Annotated in this window: 17 protein-coding genes; 5 read left to right on the top strand and 12 right to left on the bottom strand. The window is 71.1% G+C overall.

All coding sequences use genetic code 11. From position 1 onward, the window contains the following. Nucleotides 1-13: 13 nt before the first annotated feature. Nucleotides 14-2,296 (bottom strand): nitric-oxide reductase large subunit, encoded by a 2,283-nt coding sequence (locus tag DY262_RS14525; RefSeq protein WP_116959811.1) that lies wholly within the window; start codon nucleotides 2,294-2,296, stop codon nucleotides 14-16. Between the two features lie 17 nt (nucleotides 2,297-2,313). After that, complete coding sequence (ytfE, locus tag DY262_RS14530) at nucleotides 2,314-2,991, bottom strand: iron-sulfur cluster repair protein YtfE (RefSeq protein ID WP_116959812.1); 678 nt, start codon at nucleotides 2,989-2,991, stop codon at nucleotides 2,314-2,316. A gap of 141 nt (nucleotides 2,992-3,132) precedes the next feature. On the opposite strand from ytfE, the gene norR reads away from it, so the two are divergent. Continuing rightward, entirely contained in the window at nucleotides 3,133-4,683 is a 1,551-nt protein-coding gene (gene norR / locus DY262_RS14535; RefSeq protein WP_116959814.1) for a nitric oxide reductase transcriptional regulator NorR, read from the top strand. Between the two features lie 38 nt (nucleotides 4,684-4,721). Here the strand turns inward: norR and DY262_RS14540 are convergent, their stop codons facing one another. The 3 genes from DY262_RS14540 to DY262_RS14550 are packed head-to-tail and all read right to left on the bottom strand — an operon-like array spanning nucleotide 4,722 to nucleotide 7,148. Beyond that, nucleotides 4,722-5,030 carry an aromatic ring-opening dioxygenase subunit LigA gene (locus DY262_RS14540; protein ID WP_116959816.1) on the bottom strand — a complete coding sequence of 103 codons (309 nt, stop codon included), beginning with the start codon at nucleotides 5,028-5,030 and terminating at the stop codon, nucleotides 4,722-4,724. Nucleotides 5,031-5,064: 34 nt separating this feature from the next. Further along, nucleotides 5,065-6,033: a PDR/VanB family oxidoreductase gene (locus tag DY262_RS14545; protein ID WP_116959819.1), complete on the bottom strand. Its 969-nt coding sequence runs from the start codon at nucleotides 6,031-6,033 to the stop codon at nucleotides 5,065-5,067. 8 nt (nucleotides 6,034-6,041) lie between these two features. Then, a complete protein-coding gene (locus tag DY262_RS14550; protein ID WP_116959821.1) occupies nucleotides 6,042-7,148 on the bottom strand; it encodes an aromatic ring-hydroxylating dioxygenase subunit alpha in 1,107 nt (368 codons plus the stop codon). 120 nt (nucleotides 7,149-7,268) lie between these two features. On the opposite strand from DY262_RS14550, the gene DY262_RS14555 reads away from it, so the two are divergent. Continuing rightward, the gene (locus tag DY262_RS14555) at nucleotides 7,269-8,237 is read left to right on the top strand and encodes a LysR family transcriptional regulator (RefSeq protein WP_116959823.1); all 969 of its coding nucleotides are present in this window, start codon (nucleotides 7,269-7,271) and stop codon (nucleotides 8,235-8,237) included. On the opposite strand, the gene DY262_RS14560 is transcribed toward DY262_RS14555, so the two are convergent. The 6 genes from DY262_RS14560 to DY262_RS14585 all read right to left on the bottom strand — a co-directional run bounded on the left by DY262_RS14560 (nucleotide 8,203) and on the right by DY262_RS14585 (nucleotide 14,472). After that, nucleotides 8,203-9,495 (bottom strand): TRAP transporter large permease, encoded by a 1,293-nt coding sequence (locus tag DY262_RS14560; protein ID WP_116959825.1) that lies wholly within the window; start codon nucleotides 9,493-9,495, stop codon nucleotides 8,203-8,205. The genes DY262_RS14555 and DY262_RS14560 overlap by 35 nt on opposite strands. Continuing rightward, nucleotides 9,492-10,031, bottom strand: coding sequence for a TRAP transporter small permease (locus DY262_RS14565; RefSeq protein ID WP_181936511.1), 540 nt, complete (start codon nucleotides 10,029-10,031; stop codon nucleotides 9,492-9,494). Before DY262_RS14565 ends, DY262_RS14560 begins: the two co-directional genes overlap by 4 nt. Further along, on the bottom strand, nucleotides 10,031-11,047 hold the full coding sequence (locus DY262_RS14570) for a TRAP transporter substrate-binding protein (RefSeq protein WP_116959830.1): 1,017 nt from the start codon (nucleotides 11,045-11,047) through the stop codon (nucleotides 10,031-10,033). Before DY262_RS14570 ends, DY262_RS14565 begins: the two co-directional genes overlap by 1 nt. Nucleotides 11,048-11,100: 53 nt before the next feature. Continuing rightward, nucleotides 11,101-11,961 (bottom strand): DODA-type extradiol aromatic ring-opening family dioxygenase, encoded by an 861-nt coding sequence (locus tag DY262_RS14575; protein WP_116959832.1) that lies wholly within the window; start codon nucleotides 11,959-11,961, stop codon nucleotides 11,101-11,103. Then, nucleotides 11,958-12,674 (bottom strand): glutathione S-transferase family protein, encoded by a 717-nt coding sequence (locus DY262_RS14580; protein WP_116959834.1) that lies wholly within the window; start codon nucleotides 12,672-12,674, stop codon nucleotides 11,958-11,960. The genes DY262_RS14575 and DY262_RS14580 overlap by 4 nt, the downstream gene beginning before the upstream one ends. Before the next feature lie 196 nt (nucleotides 12,675-12,870). After that, nucleotides 12,871-14,472 (bottom strand): MFS transporter, encoded by a 1,602-nt coding sequence (locus DY262_RS14585; RefSeq protein ID WP_116959836.1) that lies wholly within the window; start codon nucleotides 14,470-14,472, stop codon nucleotides 12,871-12,873. 363 nt (nucleotides 14,473-14,835) lie between these two features. On the opposite strand from DY262_RS14585, the gene DY262_RS14590 reads away from it, so the two are divergent. The 3 genes from DY262_RS14590 to DY262_RS14600 all read left to right on the top strand — a co-directional run bounded on the left by DY262_RS14590 (nucleotide 14,836) and on the right by DY262_RS14600 (nucleotide 17,185). Beyond that, nucleotides 14,836-15,237 (top strand): GreA/GreB family elongation factor, encoded by a 402-nt coding sequence (locus DY262_RS14590; protein WP_116959838.1) that lies wholly within the window; start codon nucleotides 14,836-14,838, stop codon nucleotides 15,235-15,237. Between the two features lie 80 nt (nucleotides 15,238-15,317). Continuing rightward, nucleotides 15,318-16,310 carry a hypothetical protein gene (locus DY262_RS14595; RefSeq protein WP_116959840.1) on the top strand — a complete coding sequence of 331 codons (993 nt, stop codon included), beginning with the start codon at nucleotides 15,318-15,320 and terminating at the stop codon, nucleotides 16,308-16,310. Between the two features lie 5 nt (nucleotides 16,311-16,315). Further along, nucleotides 16,316-17,185 (top strand): hypothetical protein, encoded by an 870-nt coding sequence (locus DY262_RS14600; RefSeq protein WP_116959917.1) that lies wholly within the window; start codon nucleotides 16,316-16,318, stop codon nucleotides 17,183-17,185. A 59-nt stretch (nucleotides 17,186-17,244) separates the two neighbouring features. Here DY262_RS14600 and DY262_RS14605 read toward each other — a convergent pair whose 3' ends face one another. Further along, on the bottom strand, nucleotides 17,245-17,427 hold the full coding sequence (locus DY262_RS14605) for a DUF2970 domain-containing protein (protein WP_116959842.1): 183 nt from the start codon (nucleotides 17,425-17,427) through the stop codon (nucleotides 17,245-17,247). Between the last annotated feature and the right edge of the window lies 1 nt (nucleotide 17,428).

Here is a 17,428-nt window from a genome sequence, read left to right on the forward strand (position 1 = left end):
CCTCAGCCGCCGTTCAACCGCGCGCTTCGCTCAGCCGCGGCCCCGGCCGGGCCGGCGCGCCGGCGCCGCCCATCAGCCCCAGCACCACCTGCAGTGCCACCGACACGGCGCCGCCGATGAACACCAGGTCGCCGAAGGTGCGCACCCAGCGCAGCGTCTGCAGCAGCGGCTGCTGCATGAAGGCCTCGCTGCGGGCGTACCACAGGCCCTCGCCCACGCTGGCCATGAACTGGATGAAGCCGATCGGCAGCAGGCTGGTGAAGATCATCAGCACCAGGCCCCCGTTCAGGCCCCAGAAGCCAGCCTTCATCAGCGGCTCGCTGAACACGAAGGCGGGCCGCAGGTAGCGCAGCACCATCAGCGTGAAGCCCAGCGCCAGGAAGCCGTAGACACCGAACAGGGCGGCGTGCGCGTGCACGGGCGTGGTGTTCAGGCCCTGGATGTAGTACAGCGAGATCGGCGGGTTGATCATGAAGCCAAAGACGCCCGCGCCCAGCATGTTCCAGAAGGCCACGGCGACGAAGCACAGCAGCGGCCACTTCAGGCCCTCCATCCAGGGCGCGCGCGTTTTCAGGCGCCAGTTCTCGAAGGCCTCGTGGCCCAGCACGATCAGCGGCACCACCTCCAGCGCGCTGAACGAGGCGCCCACGGCCATCACCGGCGTGGTGGTGCCCGCGAAGTACAGGTGGTGGAAGGTGCCCGGGATGCCGCCCAGCAGGAACAGCGAGGCCGAGGCCAGGCTGGCCGTGGTGGCCATGCGGCGCGACACCAGGCCCATGCTGGAGAACACGAAGGCCAGCGCCGTGGTGGCGAACACCTCGAAGAAACCCTCCACCCACAGGTGCACCACCCACCAGCGCCAGTACTCCATCACCGACAAGTGGGTGCGCTCGCCGTAGAACAGGCCGGCACCGTAAAACAGGCCGATGGCGCCGACCGAGGCGGTGAGCAGGGCCAGCAGGTTCTTGTCCTCGCCGTTGCGGGCGAACAGTGCGGGCAGCACGCCGCGCAGCATCAGCACCAACCACAGCAGAATGCCGGCCCACTTGAGGATCTGCCAGATCCGTCCCAGGTCCACGTACTCGTAGCCCTGGTGGCCAAGCCAGAAGCTCCACGCGGCCGGCATCTTGTGCGCGATGGCCAGGTAGTTGCCCACGAAGGAGCCGACGCAGACGAAGACCAGCGCCCAGAACAGCGCGTCCACGCCCAGCTTCTGGAACTTCGGGTCCTTGCCGCCGTTGATGACGGGCGCCAGGAACAGGCCCACGGCCAGGAAGCCGGTGGCGATCCAGAACAGCGCGGCCTGGATGTGCCAGGTGCGCGTGAGCGAATACGGGAACCACTGCGACAGGTCGATGCCGTAGAAGCTGCGCTCCACGGTGTAGTGCGCGGTGAAGCCACCGATGAAAACCTGGAAGACGAACAGCGCCACCACCAGGAACAGGTACTTGCCCAGCGCGCGCTGCGAGGGCGTGAGCCCGACGGCGGTCAGTGGATCGCGCGCGGGCGCGGCGGGCAGCGGCCCGTCGTGGTCGCGCAGGAAGGCCCAGGCCCAGACCAGCAGGCCGATGCCGGCCAGCAGGATCACCACGCTGGCGATGGACCAGACCACGTTCTCCTTGCTGGGCACGTTGTTGATCAGCGGCTCGTGCGGCCAGTTGTTGGTGTAGGTCACCTTCGAGTTCGGCCGCTCGGTGGCCGCCGCCCAGGCGGTCCAGAAGAAGAAGTGCGTGAGCTGCTGGCGCCGTTCGGCGCTGGGCAGGGTGTTCTCCTTCATCGCAAAGCGCTCACGGCTCTTCACCAGCGCGGGCGCGTCCGAGAACAGCTGGTCGTAGTAGGCCGCCGTCTGCGCCATGGCCGTCGCGCGGCGCTCGCTCACCACCAGCGCGCCGTCGGTGCCGGCGCGGTTGGCGCGGTACTCGGCCTGCAGCTCGGCGCGCAGCGCGCCTTGCTGGGCGGCGTCGAGCTGAGCGAAGGGCCGCGCATGCCGCTCCATCGCGGCCAGGTCCAGCCAGGCCGTGAGTTCGCGGTGCAGCCAGTCGGCCGTCCAGTCCGGCGCCTGGTAGGCGCCGTGGCCCCAGATGGAGCCCAGCTGCATGCCACCCACCGACTGCCAGGCGGTCTGGCCGTCCAGGATGTCCTTCTGTGTGAACAAGGCCTTGCCTGCGGCGGTGCTCACCTGCGTGGGGACCGGCGGCGCCGAGCGGTAGACGTCGGCGCCGAAGTAGCCCAGCAGCGAGAACATCACGATGCACACGCCGATCAGCGCGAACCAGTACTTCTTGTAAATGCCCATGAGGCTTCTCCCTTGTGTCAGTGCACTTCTGCCGGCGCGAAGCGCTCGAACAGCACGTTGTTTTCCAGGTGGATGTGCGCGATCAGGTCGTCGCGGAAAGCGCGCAGGCCGGTGTAGAGCGCGCGCCAGGTGGTGCAGGCGCCGCGCGGCGGCGTGAAGTCCTGCGTGAGTTCGAGCAGGCGGCGCAGCGCCACGCCGTGTTCCTCGTGCTCGCCGCGCATCACGCCGATGGGCATGCCGGTCAGCGCACCGTGGCCGCGAGCGATCAGGGGGAACAGCACCAGCTCTTCCTTGCGCATGTGGCTTTCCAGTTCCTGCGCCATGACCATGAGGTGGCCGGCCAGGCCCTGCGGGCAGTCCTCGCGATCGCCGTGCACCTGCTCCACGCGGCGCGCCAGGCGGATCAGCTCGGGCAGCTGCTCGCGGTGCACCGCGTGGTAGCGCGCCAGGACGTGGTCCACCAGTTCGGTGTCGGTGGCGCGGCTCCAATCAAACGCCTCGGACGGTGCCTCGCGCGCCTGCAGCGCCAGCAGCTCGGCCGCGATGGCCTCGCCGTCGACGCCGGCGGCCGTGGCCGCCGTGCGCAGCGTGCGGTTGCCCGCGCAGCAGAAGTCGAACCGGTGCGCGTCGAACACGCGGGTGGCGCCGGGAATGCGCCGGGCCAACTGGCCCAGGGATTGGTCCATCAGGTCCATGCTTGCTCCTTGGTGAATGGGTCGCCGGGCGATATGCGATCCGCGTGCCAAAAAAATTCCCTTGCCAATCAAAGGCTTGGATTGACCAGGGTCAAATCCACCCTGGGCGCGCCACGGTACAAATCACCGCATGGGGTACGAATGACCATCGACACGACGCAACTGCTGCTGCTGACCGACCTGGTGGCCGAGCTGCCGGCCGCGGTGCGGCTGCAGCGCCTGGTGGGCAGCCTGCGCGCGCACTTCGCCTGCGGGGCGGTGGCGCTGCTGCGGCTCGAGCAGGAGCACCTGCGGCCCCTGGCGGTGGACGGCCTGGCCAGCGACGCGCTGGGCCGGCGCTTCGCGGTGAAAGACCACCCCCGGCTGGCGGCCATCCTCGCGCGGCGCGGCGCCACCCGCTTTCCCCACGACAGCGCGCTGCCCGATCCCTACGATGGCCTGGTCGATGGCCACCCCGGCCAGCCCCTGCCGGTGCACGACTGCATGGGCATGGCGCTGGACGTGGAGGGGGAGCGCTGGGGCGTGGTGACGCTGGACGCCTTGGACATCGGCCGCTTCGACGCCCAGGCCCAGCGCGATCTGGAACAGCTCGCCAGCGCGATCGAAGCGGCGGTGCGGCTCACGCGGCTGGAGGTCGAGGTCCGCGCCCTGCGCACGGCGGGCTGGCCGGCGCCGTCCGGTGCGCGCGCCCACCCGCGCGAGGACAGCGACATCGTCGGCCAGAGCGAGGCCATCGTGCACCTGCTGCACGAACTGCAGGTGGTGGCCGATTCCGAACTGCCCGCGCTGCTGCTGGGCGAGACCGGCGTCGGCAAGGAACTGTTCGCGCACCGCCTGCACCAGCTGTCGCGCCGCGCCGGCAAGCCGCTGGTGCACGTCAACTGCGCGGCCTTGCCCGAGTCGCTGGCCGAGAGCGAGCTGTTCGGCCACGCCAAGGGCGCCTTCTCGGGCGCGATGAGCGAGCGACCGGGCCGCTTCGAGGCCGCCGATGGCGGCACGCTGTTCCTTGACGAGGTGGGCGAGCTGCCGCTGGCCATCCAGGCCAAGCTGCTGCGCACGCTGCAGAACGGCGAGATCCAGCGCCTGGGCACCGACCGCCCGCGGCGCGTGAATGTGCGCGTGATCGCGGCCACCAACCGCCAGTTGCGCGAGCTGGTGCGCGAGGGCGCGTTCCGCGCCGACCTCTACCACCGCCTCTCGGTCTACCCCATTCCCATTCCGCCGCTGCGCGAACGCGGCAACGACGTGCTGCTGCTTGCCGGCCGCTTCCTCGAGCTCAACCGTGCCCGGCTGGGGCTGCGCAGCCTGCGCCTGTCCGCCGAGGCCGACGCCGCGCTGCGCCGCTACCGCTGGCCTGGCAACGTGCGCGAGCTGGAGCACGTGATCAGCCGCGCGGCGCTCAAGGCGGTGAGCCGGGGCGCCGACCGCCGCGGCATCGTGACCCTGGAGCCGGACATGCTGGACCTCGACGAGGGGGACGCGCCGGCGCAGGACCGCGCCGTGCCGGGCGCCAGCGCCGCACCGGTGCCCGCGCCGGCGCCGCTGCATGAGACGGTGGCGGCCACGCAGCGCCAGGCCATCCAGCAGGCGCTGGCGCTGCACGGCGGCAACTGGGCCGCCGCGGCCCGCGCGCTGGACCTGGACGCCAGCAACCTGCACAAGCTGGCCCGCCGGCTCGGGCTCAAGGCCTGAGCACCACGGCCCCGCGGGGACCGCGGGGTGAAGGCGCCCTAGGGGTGCTCGCCCACCGCCTTGTAGATGCCCGCGCGCACCGGGCCATGCTCACGCAAGCCGGTGCGCATGGCTTCCAGGTAAGCGTTCCAGTCGTAGCCGGCGGCGGCGGCGAAGTGCATCAGCAGCTGCCCGTTGACACCGAGCACGTACAGCAGACCGATGTCGGGCCGCTGCAGGGCCTGCGTCTCCTGCGGATCCAGCTCGTGGGCCGACAGGTACTCGCCGGGCGCTGACCGGAACCGCCGCAGCGCCTCGGGGCTGCGGTTGAGTTCGTAAATCACCTTCTGCACGCCATAGAGGCTCATCGTCTTCTCCGGTTCGGGCGCCGCCGCCGTGGCCTCACAGGTCCAGCACGAGCCGCGGCGAGCGGGCCCGCGACACGCAGATGACCATCGAGCGGCCCGCGTCGCGCTCCTCCTGCGACAGCACGTAGTCGTGGTGGTCGACCTCGCCCTCGAGAACCGTGGTCTCGCAGGTGCGGCACAGGCCCTCCCGGCACGAGCACGGAACGCCGATGCCATGGGCTTCCAGCACGTCCAGGATGCTTTTGTCCGGCGGCACCTGCAGGCGCAGGCCGCGCCGGCGCAGTTCGACCTCGAAGGCGCCGGCGGGACCGGCCGCTTCGACGCTGGGCGCGGGCGCCGAGAAGTACTCGAAGTGCAGGCGCTCGGGCGGCAGGTGCGCGCCCTGGGTCCGCACGGCGTCCATCAGCGCGCTCGGACCGCAGCAGTAGACGTGCTCGCCCTCGCGCACGTCGGCCAGGGCCTCGCGCACGTCCAGCGCCGCCCCGCCGCACAGGGCGTCGAAGTGGAAGCGCACCGCGGCGCCGTGCGGGCCCAGGGTGTCATAGAAGGCCGCGCGCTGCGGACTGCGGGCGGCGTACACCAGGCGCCAGGGGCGCTGGTGCGCGACGCACCACTGCACCATGGACATGATGGGCGTGATGCCGATGCCCCCCGCCACGAACAGGTAGCTGTCCAGGCCCGGGTCCAGCCGGAAGTGGTTGCGCGGCGCGCTGGTCTCCAGGCGATCGCCGCAGCGCAGGCTGCGGTGCACGAACGCCGAGCCGCCCCGGCTGGCCGGCGACAGGCCCACGCCGATGACGTAGCGATCGCGCTCGCGGCAGTCGTTGCTGATCGAGTAGTGGCGCACCAGCCCGCCGGGCAGCCGGATCTCCAGGTGCGCCCCGGGCTCGAAGGCGGGCAGCGGGGCGCCCTGCGGGTCCCGCAGCTCCAGCAGCAGCACGCCCCCGGCCTCGGCCCGCACGTCGCTGACCTGGAGCACCAGGCCGTCCTTCTGATTCGACATCGCGCGCCTCAGGCCGTGGCCCGCTGGGACATCGGCATGGCCATCGGCTGGGCCGCGGACTTCGCCGCCTGCTGCTCGGCCTTCACGCGCTCATCGAATACCCAGCGAAAGTGCGACAGCGCCGCGTCGGCGCCGATCGCCAGCATCTTGAATTCGGGGTCGGCGTCGAGCAGCTTCTGCTGCCCTTCGATGAAGGCCTTGTCCTCCATGAAGCCTTCCTCGATGCTGTTGCGAAGCGAGCGTGCGATGTTGGGGTCGTCGAGGTCGAAGTCGTGCAGGTAGTTCCAGAAGAAGTGGGTGCTGCGGCGCGTCTCCGGGGTCATGAACTGGCAGTTGCAGTAGCTGCGCGCGCCTTCCTTGTTGCCGTCCTTGAGGCCGCTGCCGGCCGGGGCGAAGGTGGTGTAGAGGAAGAACATGCCGGGGATCTGCATGTGGCCGATGTTCTTGCGGTCCACCTTGTCCGTCTTGTTCGGGATGACCTTGCGGTGGTAGGGCGGCGGGTCCGAATCCAGGTGCCAGCGCTCCACGCGAAAGCCGTCCTCCAGCCGCTCGATGGCCACCGGCTTGGTCTTGTAGGCGTACTCTTCCGAGCCGCCCAGCGTATTGGTGTGCACGAAGGCCAGGTGCGCGAAGTCGCTGAGGTTGTCGACGATCAGCATCCAGTTGGCGTCGTAGTGCATGTAGTCGGGGATGCCGCGCCAGGCCGGGTCGCGCATGGCCGGGAAGTCCACGATCTTGGCCGGATCGGCCTGGTCCTCGTCGCCCATCCAGATCCACACGATGCCGTCGCGCTCGACCACCGGGTAGCTGCGCACGCCGAGCTTGGGCGGCACCCGTTCCTGGCCCGGGATCTCGATGCACTTGCCGGACGGGTCGAACTTCATGCCGTGGTACATGCAGCGCAGGCAGTCGCCCTCGATGCGCCCCAGGTCCAGCGGCGCGGCCCGGTGGCAGCAGCGATTGTCCAGCGCCACGACACGACCGCTGTCGCCGCGGTACAGCACGACCGGCACCTCCAGCAGCGTTCGCGCCAGCTTCCTGCCGTCGATGAGGTCGTGCGACCACGCCGCGACGTACCAGCAGTTCATGAGAAAGATCCCGTCCTTGTGTGCCATTGCTTCTCCTGATGTGGGGTTGATCCAAGCGTTTGGATGGCGCCGAGATTAGGGTTCGCCAGCCCTGGCATCTACGGGGTCTCGGTGGACACACTGTCCCCTGCGCTGGACAATCGATGCATGACCAGCAACTGGGACGACTACGACCTCTTCTGCCACGTGGTCGAGCACGGCAACTTCTCCGCCGCGGCGCGCGCGCTGGACCGTCCCAAGTCGAGCCTGAGCGCGGCGGTGATCCGCCTCGAAACCTCGCTGCAGGCGCGCCTGCTGGAGCGCACCACGCGCCGGCTGCGCATGACGGAAGCCGGCGAGGCGCTCTTCCATGGCATGGGACCCCTGTTCGCCGCGCTGCGCGAGGCCCACCTCGCGGTTCTCGAGCAACGGCAGGGCGTGAGTGGCACGCTGCGCATCGCCGCGCCCTACGAGTTCGGCGCCGAGCACCTGGCGCCGGTGGTGTGCGCGATGATGGAGCGCTACCGGCAGTTGCGCATCGAACTCGACGTGCACCACGCCTCGCTCAACCCGCTGGAGCAAGGCCATGACCTGGCGTTCGCGATGCTGGAGTCGGCCCTGCCGGCCTCGACCATCGTGGTGCGCCGGGTGATGTCGCTGGAGCGCAAGCTCTACGCCGCGCCCGCGCTCATCAAGGCCCACCGCTCGCCCGCCACGCCGCGGCAGCTGGCCAAGATGCCCATGCTGGCGGGGCTGAGCGACACCGAGTGGCGCTTCCGGGGGCCCGATGGCGGCACCGAGAGCATCACCCTGCAGTCGCCTCGACTGGTCAGCGGGAACGCCGACGTGCGGCTGCAGGCGGCCATCGCCGGCCACGGCGTGCTGCGGGTGGCCGAGCCCTTCGCCACGCCCGCCATCGGCGCGGGCCTGCTGCAGCGCCTGCTGCCGGACTACAGCTGCGACCCGCTGCGCGTGTACGCCTTGTTGCCGGCCAAGCGCCTGATGCCGGAGAAGGTGCGGCTGTTCCTCGAGACGCTGGAGCAGCAGGTGCGGCAGGACGTGACTGGTCGGGGCAGCCTCATGGGCTGGACCAGCCGGCGGCTCATAGGCGCAGCGCCTGAGGCAGCCACAAGGTGATGGCGGGCACGGCGATCAACAGGCCCAGCCGCACCAGGTCCACCAGCACGAAAGGCGTGACGCCGCGCCAGATGGCGCCCGTGGGCACTTCCGGCAGCATGCTGCGCAGCACGAAGACGTTCATGCCCACGGGTGGCGTGATCAGGGAGATTTCGGCGACGCAGACGATCAGCACGCCGAACCAGACCGGGTCCAGGCCCATGTGCGTGATCAGCGGAAAGAAGATCGGCACCGTGAGCAGGATCATCGACAGGGTTTCCATCGCCGCGCCGAGCACCACGTAGATCAGGCAGATGCCCACCACCACCATGAGAGGCGACAGCCCCAGGCCGACGACCGCGTCGCGCAGGTCGGTGGGCATGGTGGTGTAGTTGATGAAGTTGGCGAACAGCGAGGCGCCGATCAGGATGGTGAAGAGCATGGCCGAGGTGCGGCCCGATTCGCCCAGGATCTCGATGAGCCGGCCCCAGGACAGGGTGCGCCGCAGCGCGGCGAACAGCAGGCCGCCCATGGCGCCCACGCCGGCGGCCTCGGTGGCGGTGAACAGCCCGCCGTACAGGCCCCCCATGACGACGCCGAACAGCAGCAGCACCGCCCACACCTTGCGCAGCGCCTGCCAGCGCTCGCGCCAGGGCGTGTGCTCGCCCGGCGGGCCCAGTTCGGGCGAACGGGCCGTGACCACCGCCGCGGCCACCATGTACAGCGCCATCGCCAGCAGGCCCGGCAGCAGGCCGGCGGCGAACAGGGCGCCGATGCTCTGCTCGGTCATGATGCCGTAGATGACCAGGATCACGGACGGCGGGATCAGGATGCCCAGCGTGCCGCCGGCGGCGATGGTGCCGGCCGCGAAGGAGTCGGCGTAGCGGTAGCGCCGCATCTCGGGCATGGCCACCCGGGCCATGGTGGCCACGGTGGCGAGCGAGGAGCCGCAGATCGCGCCGAAGCCCGCGCAGGACACCAGTGTCGACAGCGACAGCCCGCCGCGGCGGTGTCCGAAGAAGGCGAACGAGGCGCGAAAGAGCTCGCGCGACATCCCGGCCTGCGTCACGAGCTGGCCCATGAGGATGAACAGCGGCACCACCGACAGGGTGTACTTGGCGACGTCCAGCACCTCCGTGGTGGCCGAGGCACCGGCCGCCGGCCAGCCGCGCATGAAGCCCATGCCCGCCACGCCCACGATGCCCATGGCGAAGGCCAGTGGCACGCGCAGGAACATCAGCAGGAAGAGGCCTCCGAACCCGAGCATGGCTTCGTTCATGGGGTGGTCTCCGGTGGGGTGTCGTCGATGGAAGGGGCGGGGGCGAACGCCAGGCCCAGGTGCATCGCGGCCGTCAGCAGCAGCAGCGCCGCGATCGCATAGTGGAAGTTCGCCAGCCCGATGGACAGGATGGGCGTGGTGTCGCCGTACGAGGCGGTGCGGGCCGCCCGCGCGAACAGCAGCACGCCGATGCCGGCGAGGATCGCCGCGCAGCACAGGTCGGCGAGCCGTGACTGCAGGTGCTTCAGGCGGGCGGGCAGCCAGGGGTCGAACAGGTCGAACAGCACGTGCTCGCCTTGGAGGGAGGCCAGCGGCAGCCCGGCGAACACCGTCACGAGCATCAGCAGTTCGACCAGTTCCACCACACCGGGCAGGCCGATGCCGAGCAGCTTGCGCGCGACCACGTCGGCGCATTGCAGCAGCATCATGGCGAAGATCGCGGCGGCCACCGCCCAGGTCAGCAGCTTCTGGATCCGCGCCGTGACCGCGATCCGTGGCGTGGGCGCGGCCGCCGGCGTGGCGGGGCTCGCGAGCATCAGCGCTGCTGCTTCGCGATTTCGGCGCGAAGCTCCTGCAGGACCTGGGCCGCGTTCGGCAGGCCCTTCTGTTTCGCCGCGTCCACCCATTGCTGCTCCAGCGGCGCGGTCTTCTGGCGGATCGCCTCGATCAGCGCCGGCGAGGAGGGCGAGGAGTCCACGCCGATGGCGTCCAGCGCGGCGCGGCCACGCTGGTCGGCGGCGTCCCATTCGCGGCCGATGCGACGGGCCAGCGGTTCGCCCGACAGCTTCTCGATGGCCGCGCGGTCGGCGGCGGAGAGCCGCCCCCAGGTGCCTTCGTTCATGAACATCGCGAAGCTGGTGTTGTAGAGGCCGCCCGGGATGTTCGTGCGGTACTTGATGAACTTCTCCAGGCGGTACACGGGCACGGATTCGGCCGGGAAGAAGACGCCGTCGACCACGCCGGCCGACATCAGCTCGTAGGACTCCACCGAAGGCTTGAGGATGGCGCTGGCACCCAGGGCCTGGGCCACGTCCTTGACCATGCCCCCACCCACACGGAACTTCAGGCCGCCGAGGTCCGCGAGGGTCTTGATCGGGCGCTTCGACAGGTAGATGTCGGCCGGCCCGTGCGTGAAGACCGAGAGCACCTTCAGGCCCTTGTGCTCCTTCGCGAAGGCGTCGTGGCGCTCGAAGATGCGCTGGTAGGCGACGGAGTTGATCTCGGCCGAGTGGCCCAGGAAGGGCAGTTCGGCCACCGAGGTCAGCACGAAGCGGCCCGGCGTGTAGCCGTGGATGCCGAAGGACAGGTCGGCGAGCCCGTCGCGCACGGCGTCGAAGGTGGCGGCCGGGCCCGCCACCGGCTTGGGCAGGATGTTGCAGCTCACGCGCTTGTCCGTGGCCTGGGCCACGTCGTCGCACCACTGGCTGACGGCCTTCATCACGGGATGGGTCTGCGGCACGAACATCGAGGTCGTGAGCACCGTCTGCGCCGATGAGAGCAAGGGCGCCAGGGCCAGTGCGAGCAGCAGCGTGCGAGGGGTCGCCAATTTCATGGTGTTGTCTCCTGGAGAATGCGGCACGGCTGTGCCTCGTGGGGAAAGGGTTGTCAGGCCAGCGCGGCGCTCGCGCGCGCGGTCGTGGCCTCTGCTCCCGTGGCCATCACGCCGATGGAGCAGCCGCAGGCGAAGATGGGGATGGGCTCGTAGCACCAGACCTCGCCGGTGTGGCCCGCGCAGGCGCCGGCCACCGCGATGAAGGTGCGAATTTCGTAGCCGCCCTGGCCGCCGTCGCGCTGGGTCTCTTCGTCGGTGTAGGCGCACAGGGCCTCGCGGTCGTTGCGCGTCCAGCGCGCCAGGAACTCGCGGTCCCAGGCCTCGTTGATGCGCCCGGAGTCCGGCGTGCAAGGCCAGTGCGAGATGCCGCCGGTGCCGATCAGGGCGACGCGCGCCGGCATGGCGTCGGCGGCGCGCCGGATGGCCTCGCCGAGCGCGTAGGCGCGCTGCAGCGGCGCCAGCGGAGGGCCCTGGCAGTTGATGTTGACCGGAATGATGGGCAGGTCGTTCTGCGGCACCAGGTGGTGCAGCGGCACCATGATCCCGTGGTCCAGCTTCCACTCCTCGCAGAAGCTCAGGTCCACCGTGGCCGACATGCCTTCGATCAGCTGCAGCGAGAGCGCGCTGTTGCCGGGCACGCGGCGGCGTGCAATGCCCAGCCACTCGGGGTCCTCGATGGGGCCTTCGTAGTGGTCGGCCATGCCGACCGCGAACGCCGGCATGTTGTTTATGAAGAAGTTGGCGAAGTGCTCGGCGGCGATCACCACCAGCACATCGGGCCGGCTCGCGCGCAGCGCCTCGCGCTGGGCCTGATAGGCCGCTTCCAGCCGCGCGAGTTGCCGGGGGTCGGCGCGATCGCGCCGCGCGGTGATGCCGGGGCCATGGCTGCAAACGCCCGCGAAGACGAGGCTCATGCCAGGTCCGCCAGGGGCGCATCGGCGCCCGCCATCTCGGCCGGCAGCTCGTAGGCGCGCACGCCGCGTTCGCGGGCCACCACGCGACGCACGGCACCGCGTTGCCAGACCCGCTGTGCCAGGGCGCGGTAGCGGGGCCGGGGCGGCATCTCGCCGCTCAGCCGCTCGTCGAAGCTCCAGAGGTAGAACACGAAGAGGTAGGCGTCGACCGCGCTGAAGGCCTCGCCCAGCGCATAGGGCGTGTCGCCCAGGCGCCGCTCCACGGTCTGCAGCGCGCGCGCCAGGCGCTCGTGGCCCTGGGCGCGCACGGCCTCGACCACCTCGGGGCGGTCGCCGCCGTAGCTTTGCGGACGGAAGACCGAGCGGTAAGCGGCGTGCAGACTGCTGGAGATGAAGTTCATCCACTCGTGGGCCCGCGCCCGCGCCAGCGTGCCGGGCCGCGGCAGCAATCCGCGCTCGGGGACCAGGTCGGCGAGGTAGCTCAGCAGGGCCTGCGACTCGGTCAGGATCTGCCCGTCGATGGCCAGGGCGGGCACCGTGCCGCTGGGGTTGAGCTGCAGGTACTCGGGGCGGAGGTGTTCGCCAGCGCGGATGTTGACGGCGCGGGCGGCGTAGGGGAGCCCGGACTCCTCCAGCACGATGTGGGGCGCCAGGGAACAGGCCTTGGGGCTGTAGTAGAGGATGAGCTCGGGGGGAAAGGGTGGGGCGTTCATGGGGTGGTGGCGTCGGCTGCGGGCGCAGTTTTATGGAGGGGGCCGGCCGCGATAAGGGGGGCGGACGTGGACAAACTGTCCACCCACTTGGACAATGGCCACGCTTCGCGGTGCACCCGCGCCCGGTCGCGCGCGGTGGGGTGGCGCTGGCCTCGCCCCCGGGCCAGCGCCTTCGGCCTCTGCGGCCTCGGCGGCCTCAGCCGCCCCGGACCGTGGTCTCCATCAGATGGCGCGTGACGCGCGGCGGCTCCAGGCCGATGTGGAAGGCCAGCCGGCGGTCGCGCAGGTCGACGTCGGCGGCGGTGGAGCGGTCGAAGCGGCGCAGGTGGTCCGTCCACGACTCGTCCACGATGACCTCGACGAAACGCCCGGGCTTGTTGATGTCGTGCAGCAGCTCCCAGGACAGCGCGCCCTGGCGCAGGCGGCTGCGCCGGCTTTCGTTGAACATCAGGTCGCGGAATTCCTTGGCGCGCGCCGGGTCGATCAGGTACTCGATGGTCAGCATGATGTGACCGCGCTGGGGCGGCGACTCGACGCTGGTTGCCGTGGTGAGCACGCGCTGGGGCGTGAGGTCGCCCTCCGGGCCGCGGTCGGGCATCCAGCGGTTGGCCAGGGCCATGGCCACCCAGCCGCTCGCGGCCGCGATGCCCAGGGCCACCGACAGGCTGGTCCAGGTGGCGATCTGGCCCCACAGGGCGGCGCCGCTGGCGCTCGCGCCCATGATGGACATCTGGTAGATCGACATGCCACGCGCGCGCACCCAGTCGGGCAGACCCATCTGGATGGACACGCTCAGGGTGTTGGCGGTGGTGATCCAGGCCGCGCCGCCGAAGAACATGGCGGGCACGGCCACCCAGACGCGGTCGGTCAGGGCCATCACCGCCATGGCCGCGGCCTGCAGCAGCGCGCCGCGCAGCACCAGCGCATCGCGCGGGTAGCGGCGGCGCAGGCGCGGCAGGAAGAAGGTCGACACGATGGCCCCTGCGCCCATGGAAGCCAGCAGCAGCGTGAAGGTGCCCGCGCCGCCGCCCTGCATGCCGCGCGCCAGCAGCGCCAGCAGGGCCAGCAGCGCCGTGGAGTGGAAGAAGAAGATGCAGATGCGCAGCAGCACGCCCTTGAGAAGGTAGGACTGCGAGACGTACTGCCAGCCCACGCGCATGGCCGTGCCCAGCCGCTCGCGCCCGAGCGGGTGGGGCTTGTGCTCGCGGTGCCAGCGCGCGATGCCGGCCGCCGCCACCAGCGAGAGCACCGCGTTGAGCAGAAAGACCCAGGCGCTGCCCGCGCCCGCGATCAGCGCGCCGGCCACCAGCGGGCCGATGATGCGCGAGGCGTTCATGGCCACGCCATTGAGGGCCAGCGCCGCCGGCAGCTGCGGGCGCGGCACCAACTCCGGCACGATGGCCGAGAACACCGGCCAGCGCATCGCGAAGCCGATGCCGTTGGCGAAGGTCAGCGCCAGCAGCAGCAGCGGTGACATCACCCCGAAGAAGACGAAGCCGCTGAGCACCATGGCCACCACCGCCACCCAGAGCTGCGTGACCAGGTAGTAGCGTTTGCGGTCCAGGTTGTCGGCCAGCGCCCCGCTGGGCAGGCCGAGCAGGAACACCGGCAGGGTCGAGGCCGTCTGCACCAGCGCCACCCAGATGGGGGTGGTGGTCAGCGAGGTCATCATCCACGCCGCCGCCACGTCGTTCATCCACATGCACAGGTTGGCCACGAGCCAGGTGCTCCACAGCAGGCGGAACACGGGCAGGCGCAGGGGGGCGATAGGGGAGAGGCTGTCGTCGGTGGCGGGCATGCGTGGACACGAAGGCATGCGAAGACTGCGGAGCCTACCGCAGTTCAACCCCGCACTCACGTGCGACATTGCGCGGCCCGTTTGACGCCCCGCCGCCCCTTGCCTAGACTCGCCGCATGCCTTCTCGCCGGATCCACGCCCATTCGCATCGCGCCACCGCGCGTGCGCTGCCGTGCGCGCGTCACGTCCAGGGCCCTTCCGCGGCTCTGCGCGGCCACCGACTGCTGGCCGCACATTCCTCCGCCCGGCGATAACCCTTCCCCCTCGAACGCACACCTTCCATCGCCGGGCCCAGCAGCCAGTGCGATCCCTGCCGCGCGCCTGTTCCCTTTTTCTGGCGTCGGCGACCCGAAGGAGCCGTTCATGTCTTCCATCGTCCGCAGTGAGTGTGTTCTCACCGAGCTGGACCACGCGCGCCTGAGCAAGCTGCAGGACGCCGCGCGTGGCGGTGCCCTGGCCGATCTCCTGGCCGAGGCCGACCTCGTGCCCTCGCAGCGCGTGCCCGCCGACGTGGTCACCATGTATTCGCAGGTGCTCGTGCGCGACCACGCGTCGGGCGAGGTGCGCAAGCTGACGCTGTGCTACCCGAGCGACGCCGAGCCCGACGCGGGCTTTATCTCCGTGCTGTCTCCCATGGGCGCCGCGCTCATCGGGCGGCGCGTGGGCGAGCGCGTGCGCAGCGCGCTGCCCGCCGGGCTGGAGCGTGAGATGACCCTCGAGGCCATCCTGTTCCAGCCCGAAGCCAGCGGCGACTACAGCACCTAGGCGCGCCCGCCGCGCCTTCCCCCTTGTTGGCCGACGGTGGCATGTCCACCGGGTTGGGCCCTGCCTGGGAGTTACCTGCCATGAAATTCTCTTCCCTCATTGCCTGGGACGACGCGGCCCTGCGCGAGTCGCTGCCCGCCAGCGCCGGCGCGACGGACGACCGCGCGCAACGGGGCGCGCGCGCGAACGACACGGTCGCGCCGCCCTGGCTGCTGGTGCTGACCACCCTGTCGGCGGTCACCGGCGACCACCTGGCGAAGGTGGCGCGCGCGGCGGCGGAACTGGGCGTGGGGCTGCGGCTCGCGTACTACGCGGGCGAGCAGCCCATCGGTCTGGTCGATCCCCTGGCGCGGCTGGCGCAGCGCGCGCGCTTCGTGCGCCGCCAGCACGGCATCGGCGTCGAGGTGGTGGCCCACGAGGTGCGCAGCCGCTACCAGCTGCTGCGGCTGTCGCGCGCGGCCGGCCTGACCTGTCTGCTGGACGCCAACGAACGGCCGCGGCGCTCGCGCCTCGGGCCCGACCTGCTGTCGCTGCTGCTGCGCGAGGGCCAGGGGCCGCTGTGGGTGGTGAACGCGTCGGACACCGCCTCGGCGGCGCCGCTGTGCTGCTTCGCGCGCACGGCGCCGCTGTCGCGCGAGCGCGATCTGATGCGCTGGTCGCGCGTGTTCGCCCAAGGGCGCGCGGTGCAGCTGGTGCACGTGCTGCAGACCGCGGTGTCACCGCCCGACTCGGGCGACGCCGCCGAACTGACGGTGTTCGACCACGTCTTCCGGCAGCTGCGCCTGCAGGCCTTCCAGGCGCTGGACACCTTGTCGCGGCCGCTGCGCGAGGCCGGCTGCGAGACCACTTTCACCGTGCTCGCGGGCGATGTCGAGCAGCAGCTGCGCCAGCACCTGCGCGCCACGAGGCCCGCGATGGTGCTCATCGGCCACCGCTGGCGGCCGTGGTCGGTGGGCGCGGCGCGCTCGCGCGTGCAGGGCATCGCAGAGCAGGGCGCCGACGCCCTGGTGGTGCCGCTGCCGCGTGGCGCCTGGTGGTCGTGGATCGCGCGCGCGATCGGCTGGCGGGGGTGATGGCCATGGAACTCTCCAAAGCCTTCGTGAAGGCCAAGAACCCGTGCGCCGACGGCTTCCGCTGGTTCCTGCGCCACCGCCCGCAGGGCGAGGACTACCAGCCGCTGCTGGACGCGCTGGTGGCCGACGGCCGAGTCGACGACGCCTGCTGGCTGCTGGCGCAGTTCGGCCCCACCAGCGCGGTGCTGCAGCTCGACGAGCTGTCCTGCGAGTCCATCGTCTTCGCGGGCGCCATCGAGGTGCGCGGCGGCATCGACGCCGGCGCGCGTGTGCGCGCCGGCCGGGGCATCCGCGCGGGCGGCGACATCCAGGTCGGGCGCGAGCTGGTGGCGGGCGAAACCATCGCGGCCGGCGGCGTGGTCGAGGCCACCACCCTGGAGGCCGGCGGAGACCTGCTGGCCGGGGCCGCGGTCGTCGAAGGTGCCCTGCGCGTGGGTGGCCAGTTGAGGATCGCGCGCGACCTGGTGTGCCGCCGCGACCTCGACGTGGGCGCGCAGGCCAGCGTGGGCGGCGTGCTGGTGGCGCAGGGTGAGGTGCGCGTGGCCCGCAGCCTGCGCGTGCGCGGCACGCTGCGCACGGGCGGCGGCGTGCGCGCGGGCGATGGCGTGCTGGTCGATGGCGCGATCGATTGCGGCTCGCACCTCGACGCGGGCTGGGGCATCAAGGCCGGCGGACCCATCACCGCGCGCGGCGCGATCCGCGCCGGCGAAAGCCTCTGCGCCGACGGCGAGATCGCGGCCGGCGCGGGCTACGGCGTGTACGCCGGCCTGTGCGTGCAGCGCGAGGACTGGGCCGGCAGCGCGCGCGTGATCGCCACCGAGCGGCCGGCCGAGCTGTTGAGCGGTTGCTGGGTCGGCCCGGCCGTGCTGGCGTGAGCGCGGCGGCACGGGTGGGGAGCGCCTGAGCGCGCCCGGCCGGCGCCAAGCGGGCCGCCTCAGCCGAGCGCGCCCGGCGCCTTCAGGGCGATGAAGGCCAGCGTGCCGAGGAAGACCAGCACCAGCACGAAGGCCACGGCGATCAGCACCAGCGGGTGATCGCTCGGCGCCTCCAGCCGGCTGCGCCGCGCCACGCCGATGAGGCCCCACAGCACGGTCCTGATTTCGCGGGTGATGCGCATG

It is taken from the genome of Hydrogenophaga borbori, assembly GCF_003417535.1.
GTDB lineage: Bacteria > Pseudomonadota > Gammaproteobacteria > Burkholderiales > Burkholderiaceae_C > Hydrogenophaga > Hydrogenophaga borbori.